We start from the raw sequence: 11,884 nt of genomic DNA on the forward strand, positions 1-11,884 counted from the left end.
AGAGACCGACCAGCGACGGCACCTCGATCCGTCGGAGGTCGGCGACGGCGGGCGCCGGACTCGCGGGGGAATCATGGGCCCCGCGCGGCTCGGCGGACCCATCGGAGAACGTCTCGGACATCGGGTACCTCCTCAGGCGCCGATCAGATTCTGGCCGCAGACGCGCAGCGTCATGCCGCTGGTGCCGCCGGCGGCCGGCGAGGCCAGGAACGCCACCGTCTCGGCGACGTCCTCGGGCCGGCCGCCCTGGCTGAGCGAGTTCAGCCGACGGGCGACCTCACGGGCGATCATCGGCATCTTCGCGGTCATCTCGGTCTCGATGAATCCCGGGGCCACGGCGTTGATCGTGCCGTGCCGCGACTCCAGCTCGGGCGCCGAGGCGGCGACCATGCCCATCACGCCGGCCTTCGAGGCCGCGTAGTTGGTCTGCCCCCGGTTGCCCGCGATCCCCGAGGTCGACGCCAGCGAGACGATCCGCGGCGCCTGCGAGAACAGCTCCGAGGCCAGCAGGCGACGGTTGATGTGCAGCTGGGCCTCGAGGTTGACCGCGATGACCGAGCTCCACCGGGAGGCGTCCATGTTGGCCAGCAGCTTGTCGCGGGTGATCCCGGCGTTGTGCACGACGACGTCGAGCCGGCCGTGCCGCTGCTCGGCATGCTCGAGGATACGGTCTCCGGCGTCCTCGGCGGTGATGTCCAGCTGCAGCGCAGTGCCGCCGACCTCGTTCGCCACCGTCGCCAGGGCCTCGCCGGCGGGCGGGACGTCGACGGCGATCACCTGCGCGCCGTCGCGGTGCAGCGTGCGGGCGATGGCGGCCCCGATCCCTCGGGCCGCGCCGGTGACGACGGCGACCTGGCCGGCCAGCGGGCGATCCCAGTCCTCGGGCAGCGTGCCGTTGACGCTGTCCACGGCGAGGAACTGTCCGGAGACGAAGGCCGAGCGCCCGGAGAGCAGGAAGCGCAGCACTCCGGCCACGCCGGGGGCCGCCGCCTCCAGCGACTCCTGCAGCACCACGCCGTTGGCCGTCGCCCCGGCGCGCATCTCGCGACCGAGCGACCGGGTCAGCCCCTCGACCGCGCGACGGGCCGCGCGCACCGCCGGGTCGCGAGCCTCCTCCGGATCGCGCAGCACGGTGATCACCCGACCCGACGGAGCGATCTGCCGCTGCACGCCGGCCAGGCGCAGCACCGTCGGCTGCAGGTCCCCCGGGGACGAGACGGCGTCGAAGCAGGCCACGACGCCGGACAGCCGCTCCTCGGGGCCGATGTGGCGACGCACGTCCAGCCCCCAGCGCAGCAGCAGCTGGGCGACCTCTTCGGCGACGGAGGTCTCTCCGAGCACGAGCACCGGACCGTCGGCGAGCGCCGCCCCCGGTGCGTGCCGGCGCAGCGGCGCCGGACGCGGCAGGCCCAGCGCGCGGCCGATGCGCCGTCCGAGCTCGGTGTTGACCAGCGCGGTGTAGGTGTCGGTGGGCCGCGGCCGTGCCGTCGGCCGAGACTGCGCGGTCCGCTGCGTCATCGTCGGCTCACCGTCCTTCCAGGATCGCGGTGATGCCCTGGCCGCCGGCGGCGCAGACCGAGATGAAGCCCAGCTTCCCCGGCTTGCCGTGCAGCCGCTTGGCCAGCGAGGCCACGATGCGCCCGCCGGTGGCCGCGAACGGGTGGCCGGCGGCCAACGAGGAGCCGTCCACGTTCAGCCGGCTGCGGTCGATGCGGCCCAGCGCGCCGTCGAGGCCGAGGTGCTCGCGGCAGAACTCCTCGTCCTCCCAGGCCTTCATCTGGGCGAGCACGGTGGAGGCGAAGGCCTCGTGGATCTCGACGTATTCGAAGTCGTCGAAGGTCAGCCCGTGCCGGGTGAGCATCCGTGCCGCGGCGCGCGTGGGCGCCATGAGCAGGCCTTCGGCGCCGTCGACGAAGTCCGTGGCGGCCAGCTCGTGGTCGACGAAGGTCGCCAGCTGCGGCAGGTCGCGGGACTCGGCAAACTCCTCGCTGCCCAGCAGCACGGTCGCCGCGCCGTCGGTCAGCGCGGTGGAGTTCGCCGCGGTCATCGTCGCCTCCTCGCCGAGGTCCTTCCCGAAGACCGGCGCGAGCGAGCCGAGCCTCTCCAGCGTCGAGTCGGGGCGCAGGTTGTCGTCCTTCGCCACATGACGGAACGGGGTGACCAGGTCGTCGAAGAATCCGCGGTCCCAGGCCGCGGCGAGGTTCTGGTGGCTGGCCAGGGCCAGCTCGTCCTGCTCTCTCCGGGTGATGCCCCACTGGTGGGCGGTGACGGCCATGTGCTCGCCCATCGACATGCCGGTGCGCGGCTCGTCCACGCCCGGCGCCTGCGGCGCGAGGTGCCCCGGGCGGATCTTCGCCAGCGCCTTGAGCCGCTGGACGGGAGTCTTGGCCCGGCTGGCCTCCATCAGGATGCCGCGCAGCGCGTCGGTCACCACGATCGGAGCGTCGGAGATCGAGTCCACTCCCCCGCCGACGGCCGAGTCGATGCGCCCCAGGCGGATCTTGTCGGCCAGCGACCCGATGGCCTCCATGCCGGTGGCGCAGGCCATCTGCACGTCATGGGCCGGAGTCCGCGGATCCAGCGGGGTGCCCAGCAGCGACTCGCGGACGAGGTTGAAGTTCTTCGGGTGCTTCATCACCGCCCCGCCGGCGACGGCGCCGAGCTGCTCGCCCTGCAGGGCGAAGCGGGCGACGAGCCCGTTCAGCGCGGACGTCAGCATGTCCTGGGTGGACGCGCCCGCGTAGGCCTTGTGGGCGCGGGCGAAGGGGATCCGATTGCCCCCGATGATCACGGCGTCTCGGGGGGCGATCGACGGTGTACATGCGGCACTCTCCTCAAGCTCGGGGGTTCGAGCGGTCGGGACGTGGATTTATTACTGATCAGTATCTTAGACTACCTGTGGTGGCCGTCACTGTCACACGGACATCCGCCGGCAGGGTCGACCGCCCTCAGTCCGAGACGCGGGCCGCACGCCGTCCCCGCCCTGGTCAGCCCCTCCGGCGATCGGCCGGTCGGGGCACCGACCAGACCGAGGACCAGCACGCCGGATCAGCACATCAGAGGAGCGCACCATGAGCCAGACCGCCCGCCCGACCGCCGCCCGCGATTCCGGCACCGCCGGCACCGCGGACACCGCCGACGACGCCCGGGGCCGCCCGGAGCCGGACGGCGCCGTGCTGCAGGAGCTGCTGCTGGGCCGCTGGGCCGAGACCCGGCGGACCGCGCGCGCCGTCGCCGCCGACCCGCGGTTCCACCGCATCGAGGGGCTGTCCACCGCCGAGCACCGCGAGCGCGTCTTCGCCCAGCTCGCCGGGCTCGTCGAGGAGGGCGCCGTCCAGCGGGCGTTCCCGAAGGAGTACGGCGGCCAGGACGCCCACGGGGCGAACATCGCCGCCTTCGAGGAGCTCGTCGTCGCCGATCCCTCGCTGCAGATCAAGGCCGGCGTCCAGTGGGGGCTCTTCGGCGCGGCGGTGATGCACCTGGGATCCGAGGAGCACCACCGGCGCCTGCTGCCGCCGATCGTCGACCTCAGGGTCCCCGGCGCCTTCGCGATGACCGAGATCGGCCACGGCTCCGACGTCGCCTCCATCGGCACCACCGCCGAGTACGATCCGGAGTCCGAGGAGTTCGTCCTGCACACGCCCTTCACCGGCGCCACCAAGCGATACCTGGGCAACGCCGCGGTCCACGGCCGCGACGCGGTGGTCTTCGCGCAGCTGATCACAAACGGCGTGAACCACGGCGTGCACTGCTTCTACTGCCGCATCCGCGACGAGGACGGCACGGCGCGCGACGGCGTGACCATCTCCGACGACGGCGAGAAGGGCGGGCTCAACGGAGTGGACAACGGCCGGCTGAGCTTCGACCGCGTCCGGGTGCCGCGCGCCGACCTGCTCGACCGCTACGGCGCCGTCGCCGCCGACGGCGCCTACAGCTCCCCCATCGAGAGCCCGGGCCGGCGCTTCTTCACCATGCTGGGCACCCTGGTGCAGGGCCGCGTCTCGCTGACCGGCGCCTCCATCGCCGCCTCGAAGATCGCGCTGCAGGGCGCGATCACCTACGGCGAGCAGCGACGGCAGTTCCACGCCTCCTCCACCACCGAGGAGGAGGTGCTGATGGACTACCAGCTGCACCAGCGACGGCTGATCCCGAAGCTGGCCACCACAGTGGCCGCCGGCTTCGCCCACGAGAAGCTGCTGACCAAGCTCGACGACGTCTTCTCCGGCGCCGACGACTCCGACGAGAACCGTCAGGAGCTGGAGACGCTGGCCGCCGCGCTCAAGCCGACCGCGACCTGGCATGCGCTGGACACCCTGCAGGAGGCCCGCGAGGCCTGCGGCGGCGCCGGATTCATGGCCGAGAACCGCTTCGCGACGCTGCGCGCCGACCTCGACGTCTATGCGACCTTCGAGGGCGACAACAACGTGCTGCTGCAGCTGGTGGCCAAGCGCCTGCTCAGCGACTACGCCGCCGAGTTCCGCCAGGCCGACGTCGGCGCCCTCTCGCGCTACGTCGTCTCCCAGGCGCAGTCGACGGTGCTGCACCGCTTCGGCCTGCGCCGCGCGCTGCAGAACGTGCAGGACACCGGGGACGAGCGGCGCAGCGCCAACTGGTTCAAGCAGACCGAGGTGCAGCGCAGCCTGCTCTCCGACCGGGTGCGGCAGATGGTCGCCGACGTCGCCTCCGCGCTGCGCAGCACCTCCAAGCTCGGACCGGCGGAGAAGGCCGAGGCGTTCAACGAGCACCAGCACCAGATCATCTCCGCCGCGGCGGCGCACGCCGATCTGCTGCTCTGGGAGTCCTTCACCCAGGCGCTGGAGACCGTCGAGCATGAGGACACCCGCACTGTGCTGACCTGGCTGCGCGACATCCACGCGCTGTCGACGATCGAGCATCACCTCGACTGGCACCTGCTCCACGGGCGGATCTCCGCCCAGCGGGCGCGGACCCTGACGCCCTATCTCAACCGGCTGCTGGCGCGCGTGCGGCCCTATGCCCGGCAGATCGCCGAGTGCTTCGGCTACACCGCGGACCACCTGCGCATGGAGGTCGCCTCCGGCGCCGAGGCCGAGCGGCAGGCCGAGGCGGCCGAGTTCCACCGCCGCCGGCGAGCCTCGGGGGACGCTCCGGTGGACGAGAAGACGCTGCGTCGGCGGTGACCGGCGGGCCGGCGACCGGATCCCCCGGGACGGGGACCGGCCGCCGGCCCGGGCTCCTGGTCCGGGGCGGGACGGCGCCCCTATCCTGAGGGCGAGGACGACGAACGTTCCCCGGTGGTGAATGTCCGATGCGAGACGAAGAGCCCCAGTCCCCCGACGCGACGATCGACCCCGCAGCCGACGGCCCGCCCTCCCCGACGACGTCGTCACCCCCGGCTCTCCGGACCCGCCAGGCGCATGACGCGGTCGCAGGCCTGAGCTCCGCGGCCCCCTCCGAAGCGGACGACGCCGCGACGCCGCACGCCGAGCATGCTGAGCATGCTGAGCATGCCCCGCCGGCGGCCCCGTCTGCGGCTCCGGCAGGTCAGAGCTCTCGCCTGCGGCACGGGCTGTGCCCGAGCTGCTTCATCGAGCTGCCGCTCTCCGGGCTCTGCGACACCTGCGACTGAGTCCGCCGACCGTGCCGGCGATCCGGCCGGCGGCGTTGCGGGAGAGCCTCCGGAGGGCTTGAATGAGGGGCATGCCCATGACATCGCCCGCATCTCCCGTCCCCTCGTCCTCCCCGGCGTCCTCGTCGCCCGTCGACCGGTCCGACGTCGAGAACCTCACCCGGGAGGAGGCCGCCGCCCGTGCGGAGCACCTGCAGGTGACCTCCTGCGCCGTCGACGTCGACCTGCGCGACGCCGCCGCCGAGGGGCAGACCACCTATCCGGTGCGCACCCGCATCTCCTTCACCTCCGCGACGCCCGGCGCCGAGACCTTCCTGGACTACCTGGGAGCCTCGGTCGAGTCGGTGGTCCTCAACGGCGAGACGCTCGACGTCGCCGAGCACGTCGGGACCGCCCGCATCCGTCTGCCGCGGCTGCAGGAGCAGAACGAGGTCGAGCTGCACACCATCTCGGTCTATTCCCGCTCCGGCGAGGGGCTGCACCGCTTCGTCGACCCCGGCGACGGACAGGTCTACCTCTACACCCAGTACGAGCCCGCCGACTCCCGCCGCGTCTTCCCGGTCTTCGAGCAGCCTGATCTGAAGACCCGCTTCCGGATCAGCATCACCGGCCCGGACACCTGGCGGCTGCGCTCCAACGGCGCCGAGGTCTCCCGCATCCCGGTCGAGGGCGCCGCAGGAGGCCTCGACGCCGGGCTGGTCCGCGTCGAGTTCGCCGAGACCCCGGTGATGTCCAGCTACATCACCGCGCTGCTGGCCGGCCCGTACCACTGCGTCGAGTCGACCTGGCGCGGCGGCGTCGCCGACGGGGAGGAGTTCGAGATCCCGCTGGCGCTGCTCTGCCGTGCCTCGCTGGCCGAGCACCTCGACGCCGAGGAGCTCTTCGGCCTCACCCGCCGCGGCCTGGACTTCTTCCATGCCGAGTTCGCCCGCCCCTATCCCTGGGGCACCTACGACCAGGCCTTCGTGCCCGAGTACAACCTCGGCGCCATGGAGAACCCGGGGCTGGTGACCTTCACCGAGAAGCACGTCTTCGACACCGCCGCCACCGACGCCCAGCACGAGACCCGGGCGAACACGCTGATGCACGAGATGGCCCACATGTGGTTCGGCGACCTGGTCACCCCGCAGTGGTGGGACGACCTGTGGCTCAAGGAGTCCTTCGCCGACTACATGGGCGCGCTCGCCGTCGACGAGGCCACCGACTTCACCACCTCGTGGATCTCCTTCGCCAACGGGCGCAAGGCCTGGGCCTACGTGCAGGACCAGCTGCCGACCACCCACCCGATCGTCGCCGACATCGCCGATCTCGAGGCCGCCGATCAGAACTTCGACGGCATCACCTACGCCAAGGGCGCCAGCGTGCTCAAACAACTCGCCGCGACCGTCGGGCGCGAGGCCTTCCGCACCGCCGCGCGGCGCTACTTCTCCCGGAACGCCTTCGGCAATGCCACGCTGCAGGACTTCCTGGCGGTGCTCGAGGAGGTCTCGGGCGAGGACATGGGCCGCTGGGCGCGGGCCTGGCTGCAGACCGCCGGCGTGCCCGAGCTGGCCGCCGACGTCGAGGGCTCCGGCGCGTCGGCGCGGCACGTGCTGGTGACCCAGACCGGCCTCGATCCGGCCACCGAGCGGCCGGTCTCCCGGCCGCACCGCATCCGCTGCGCGGTCCACGCCCTCGACGCGGCCTCCGGGGAGCTGCGCGTCGCCGACGTCGCCGAGGTCCGGCTCTCCCCCGACGACCCGGCCGGCCGCGTCGTCGTCGAGGATCTGCAGCTGCCGGCCGACGGCACGCCGCGGCTGCTGCTGCCCAATGAGGACGACCTGACCTATGCGAAGCTGCGGCTCGACGCCGAATCCACCGCCGCGGTGCTCACCCACCCGGTGGCCGACCCGCTGGCCCGGGCGACGGTCTGGGCCGCGCTCTGGTCGATGGTCCGCGACGGCGAGCTGCCCGCCCGCCGCTTCGTCGAGGCGGTGATGGAGCTCGGGCTGGCCATCGAGGAGGTCAGCGTCGTCCAGAGCCTGCTGCGTCAGGCCGACCGCGCCCTGCAGGCCTTCACCCCGACAGAGGAGCGCGAGGCCCTGCAGGCTCGCTTCGCCGACCGGCTGGCCGGCTACCTGGCCGAGGAGGCCGGGGGCGATCGCCAGCGGGCCGCCGCGCGCACGCTGGCGATGGTCTCGCGCAGGACGGACACGCAGCTGGACCTGCTGGCCGCGCTGCTCGACGGCGACGCCGTCGGTCACGGGATCGAGGGCCTGGAGGTCGACGAGGAGCTGCGCTGGGCCTTCCTGCAGGCGCTGACGGTCCATGGTCGCACCGAGGCCGCGCAGCTGGACGCCGAGCTGGAGGCCCGCACCACCGCTCGCGGCCGCATCGCCCACCGGCTGGCGCTGGCCGCCCGCCCGCACGCCGTGGTGAAGGAGAACGCCCTGGAGCAGGCGATCAGCGGGATCGACGAGGACGGCGAGGAACTGTCCAACGACCACCTCACCGCCACCATCGACGGCTTCTCCTGCGGGCCGCGGTCGTTGATCGAGGTCCACGATGCGACGTACTTCGCCGCACTGGAGGACATCTGGCGACAGATGAGCCAGGGGCAGGCCACCCGCGTGGTCTCCGGGCTCTTCCCGGGGGCCCAGGATCTGGCCGAGGGCCAGGAGCCCGAGGAGCATCCGACGGCCCGGCAGGTCGCGGCCTGGCTGGTGGAGCACCCGCAGGCCCCGGCGGCGCTGCGCCGCATCCTGCGCGAGGAGCAGGACCACCTGCTGCGCGGGCTGCGCGCCCAGCAGGCCGCCCGCCGCTGAGCCCTGCACAGGATGACTCCGCGGAAGGTGCGGGAATATCGCCGTGTTCCCGCACCTTCCGCGGAGTCATCGCCGGTGGGCGGGGTCAGACACGGGCGAGCGGGTCAGACCTCGCCCGGGTCGTCGATGAGCGCCTCGTTCGCGTGCTCCCGCTCCTGGTCGCGACGGGCCCGCCGCTTGTCGTTGAGCAGGCAGATCACGATCGCGACGGCGAAGAGCACCACCAGCGGCCCGGCGATGAAGAACATCGACACCGCGTCGCCGCCGGGCGCGGCCAGCGCCGACATCAGCGCGATGAGCATCACCGTGCCGCGCCAGCTCTTCAGGACCCGTTTGCCGCTGATCAGCCCCATCATGTTCACCCCGACCAGGACCACCGGGATGATCATCGCCACTCCGAAGGCCAAGAAGAGGTGGATCACGAAGGTGAAGTACACGTCCGGAGCGATGATGTTCGACGTGCCCTCGGGGTTCAGTGTGAAGAAGAACCGGATCGCCCGGGGCAGCACCACATAGGCCAGCCAGATGCCGCCCAGGAACAGCGGCACCGAAATCGCCAGGAAGCTCAGCGCATAGCGCTTCTCGCGCTTCTTCAGGCCGGGCATGATGAACGCCCAGATCTGATAGAGCCACATCGGCGCCGAGATGACGATCCCGACGAAGAGCGAGATGCGGATCATCAGGTCGAGCGGCTGCCCGACGGTGTTGAAGGCGATCTCGGTGGTGCGGTCGACGTCGTCGTAGCCCAGCACCGGGGCGGTGAGAGCCTGGAAGATCTGGTCGTAAAGGACGACGCCCACCACCGCACCCAGGACGATGCCGACGGCGGCGAGGACGAGCCGCTTCCGGAGCTCGCGCAGATGCTCCTTCAGCGGCATCCGGCCCTCGGGGTCGCGGCGGCGCGGCCGACGCCGGGCGGTGGAGCGGGGATCGCCGGTCTGCGTCCTCGCCATCGGAGTCAGCTGCGGTCGCGCCGCTGCTCGGCGCCCTCACCGCGACGCTGCGCGGCGCCCTCACCGCGACGCTGCGCGGTCGGGTCCTCCGCGTTCACCACGCGCCCTTCCACGGCGGGCTTCTCCCCCTCCTCCGCGGATTCCTGCGAGGAGTCCTTCGAGCTCGACTCGCCGCTCATCGTCTGCACCTCCGACTTGAAGATGCGCATCGACTGTCCCACGGACTTCGCCAGCTGCGGCAGCTTCGGAGCACCGAACAGCAGGATGATCAGCAGGGCGATGATGGCGATCTGCCATGGACCGAGACTCATACCAGTACGTCCTTTCGTCGTCCTCCCAGAATACTCCACCGGACGCCGGTCGCGATCACGCGGCGGAGATCAGCCCGCCCCATCGCCGTCGAGCCGAGCGAGCCCCTCCGCGGCGCGTCGCCGGATCTCGGCGGCGACGGCCGCCGGACGCAGCACCACCACGTCGCCGGCCGAGCGCAGCCCCAGGTCGGTCAGCCAGGCGTCGCTGCGGTAGCTGATCTCCACCGTCCGGGCGCCGTCGTCGTCGACCCGGTGCCGCAGCGGGGCATGCTCCTCCGCGGCGCCGGCCGCCGGCGGGGAGAAGCGCAGCACCGCGGTCGGGTCACCGTCACGGTGCGGCACCCGCGGCCGCGTCGCCGTCGTCGCGGCCACCACGGCGGCCTCCGCGCCGATCGGCGAGTCGGGCAGCGGCTCCAGCTCCAGGAGGCGCGAGAGCAGGAAATAGCGCTCTCCGCGAGAGCTGCGGCACCAGGCCCGCAGGTAGGTGCGCCCGACGTCGTGGACCAGGTCCACCGGCTCGACCTCGCGCACCGTGCGCACTCCGTCGGACTTCTCATAGTCCAGGCGCACCGCGTGCTCATCGCGGATCGCCGCCCGCAGCGCGGCCTGGTGCTCATAGGGGTCGGTCCGTGCCCAGGCGATCCGGGCGGCGGACGCCGACTCCACGACCTCCGGCGGAGCGAGGCCCCGGACCTTCTCGCGCAGCGCGCGGGCCGGCTCCTGGAGTCCGACGTCCTCCGGCGCGTCCGAGGCGATCAGCCCCTCCAGGGCGATGAGCAGCGAGAGCGCCCCGCCGGCGGAGAGCCGCAGCGGCCGGCCGAGCGTCTCGGCGCTGCGCCCGGCGGGCAGCTCCAGGCTCAGCGTGACGTCGGGGTCGACGATCTGCTCGACGAACTCGCGGCGGGTCAGCGGGATGGTCGGGTGGACCGTCACGAAGTCGGCGTACTCGGCGGCGTCGTAGCTGCCGGCCTGCTCCACGGTGATCAGCAGCCGGTGCAGCGCCTCGACGCTGATGCCGGTGCGGCCCAGCACCTGGCTGACGGGCGCGCCGCCGGCGGAGTGCAGGAAGGGCAGCACCTCCATCGCTCGACTGAGCTGCCAGCGGCTGCTGGTGCTGCTCTCCCCGTGGTCCTCGAGCCGCTTCAACCGGCCGACGGCGGTGTCGCGATGCTCCTCGTGGGCGGTGGAGACCGCCTGCAGATGAGCACGGATCTTGCCGACCAGCCGCGGACCGTCCACGCGGCGGACCTCCGGCAGGCGGACGGCGAGATCGGCGACGACCGAGTCGTGCAGCGTGGTCTCCAGCGTGAGCCGCACCGCTCCGTCGTCGAGCTCCTCCACGCTGCCGGGCGCGGCCAGCGGACGATGGACGGCGGCGGCGGAGCCGGTCAGCTCCAGCTCGACGGTCTCGCCCTCCTCGACCGGCCCCAGATCGCCCAGCTGCTCGGTGGTCACCGCACCGGCGTCGACGACGCCGGCGTCCAGGTCGCCGCGCAGCCTGGACAGCCGCTCCGCGGACTCGCCGTCCAGGGCGGAGACGTCGACGGGCTCGACGGCCCCGTGGATGCGGTCCAGCCGGAAGACCCGCACTGCGTCGCGGGAAAGATCCTGGCCGACCAGGTACCAGCGTCCGCGCATTCCCCAGCCGAAGGGGACCACGGTGCGCCGCGCCGGACGATGCCGGCCGCGCGCGGTGTAGTCGAAGGTCACCGGTGCACGGCCGGGCAGGCTGACCAGCGTCTCCAGGTGTTCCAGATCCGCGTCCCCGCCGACGCCGAGCCGGTACTCCCCCGGCCGGCGCCCGACCAGCGCCTCGAGCCCGGCGGCCGGCACTTCGCCCTCGGCCGACGCGGCGCCCGCGGCGTCGATCCGGCCGGCATCGGTCAGCGCTCCGACGGCCCGCCGGATGCTGCGCTGGGCGCCGGTCCCGGACCAGGCCAGCTGCGCCCGGTCCAGGGCCAGCGCCTCGGCGGCGGTGATCCGCATCGGGGGCAGGCCCTGCCGACGGTGGTCGATGACGTAGCGATGGTCCTGCTGGCCGGCGCCTGCCGCCGTCGCCGCAGACTCCTCGTCGGCGTCCTGCGGCCCGCGGCCGAGGCTCGCGGCGTCGGTGACGACGAAGCCGAGCTGGCTCAGCAGCTGCTTGTCGCGGTTGAGCGTGCGGTCGAAGGTCCGGTCGGACTGCTCGCGATAGTCCTCGATCCGGCT

7 protein-coding genes are annotated in these 11,884 nt (G+C 72.6%); 2 read left to right on the top strand and 5 right to left on the bottom strand.

Annotation, left to right across the window (positions count from 1 at the left end):
• Window positions 1-132: 132 nt before the first annotated feature.
• Both GU5_RS0111860 and GU5_RS0111865 read right to left on the bottom strand, forming a co-directional pair.
• The gene (locus GU5_RS0111860; RefSeq protein ID WP_010525789.1) at window positions 133-1,518 is read right to left on the bottom strand and encodes a 3-oxoacyl-ACP reductase; all 1,386 of its coding nucleotides are present in this window, start codon (window positions 1,516-1,518) and stop codon (window positions 133-135) included.
• Window positions 1,519-1,525: 7 nt separating this feature from the next.
• Window positions 1,526-2,809: an acetyl-CoA C-acetyltransferase gene (locus GU5_RS0111865; protein ID WP_029514254.1), complete on the bottom strand. Its 1,284-nt coding sequence runs from the start codon at window positions 2,807-2,809 to the stop codon at window positions 1,526-1,528.
• A 262-nt stretch (window positions 2,810-3,071) separates the two neighbouring features.
• Between GU5_RS0111865 and GU5_RS0111870 the strand changes: the two genes are divergently transcribed.
• Both GU5_RS0111870 and pepN read left to right on the top strand, forming a co-directional pair.
• Window positions 3,072-5,159, top strand: a complete 2,088-nt coding sequence (locus GU5_RS0111870) for an acyl-CoA dehydrogenase (protein WP_010525791.1) — start codon at window positions 3,072-3,074, stop codon at window positions 5,157-5,159.
• Window positions 5,160-5,685: 526 nt separating this feature from the next.
• Window positions 5,686-8,412 carry an aminopeptidase N gene (pepN, locus tag GU5_RS0111880; RefSeq protein ID WP_010525793.1) on the top strand — a complete coding sequence of 909 codons (2,727 nt, stop codon included), beginning with the start codon at window positions 5,686-5,688 and terminating at the stop codon, window positions 8,410-8,412.
• Window positions 8,413-8,516: 104 nt separating this feature from the next.
• Here the strand turns inward: pepN and tatC are convergent, their stop codons facing one another.
• From tatC to GU5_RS0111895, 3 genes are all read right to left on the bottom strand, one after another.
• Window positions 8,517-9,365, bottom strand: a complete 849-nt coding sequence (gene tatC / locus GU5_RS0111885; RefSeq protein ID WP_010525794.1) for a twin-arginine translocase subunit TatC — start codon at window positions 9,363-9,365, stop codon at window positions 8,517-8,519.
• 5 nt (window positions 9,366-9,370) lie between these two features.
• Window positions 9,371-9,676, bottom strand: coding sequence for a Sec-independent protein translocase subunit TatA (gene tatA / locus GU5_RS0111890; RefSeq protein ID WP_010525795.1), 306 nt, complete (start codon window positions 9,674-9,676; stop codon window positions 9,371-9,373).
• Window positions 9,677-9,745: 69 nt separating this feature from the next.
• A partial coding sequence (locus GU5_RS0111895; protein ID WP_010525796.1) for a WYL domain-containing protein occupies window positions 9,746-11,884 on the bottom strand: 2,139 nt, incomplete at its 5' end.

The sequence above is a fragment of the Nesterenkonia sp. F genome (assembly GCF_000220985.1).
Classification (GTDB): domain Bacteria; phylum Actinomycetota; class Actinomycetes; order Actinomycetales; family Micrococcaceae; genus Nesterenkonia.

Coding starts and splice junctions, on each gene's coding strand:
- GU5_RS0111870 (WP_010525791.1), top strand. CDS start 3,072: ATGAGCCAGACCGCCCGCCCGACCGCCGCCCGCGATTCCGGCACCGCC.
- GU5_RS0111860 (WP_010525789.1), bottom strand. CDS start 1,518: ATGACGCAGCGGACCGCGCAGTCTCGGCCGACGGCACGGCCGCGGCCC.
- pepN (WP_010525793.1), top strand. CDS start 5,686: ATGACATCGCCCGCATCTCCCGTCCCCTCGTCCTCCCCGGCGTCCTCG.
- tatA (WP_010525795.1), bottom strand. CDS start 9,676: ATGAGTCTCGGTCCATGGCAGATCGCCATCATCGCCCTGCTGATCATC.
- tatC (WP_010525794.1), bottom strand. CDS start 9,365: ATGGCGAGGACGCAGACCGGCGATCCCCGCTCCACCGCCCGGCGTCGG.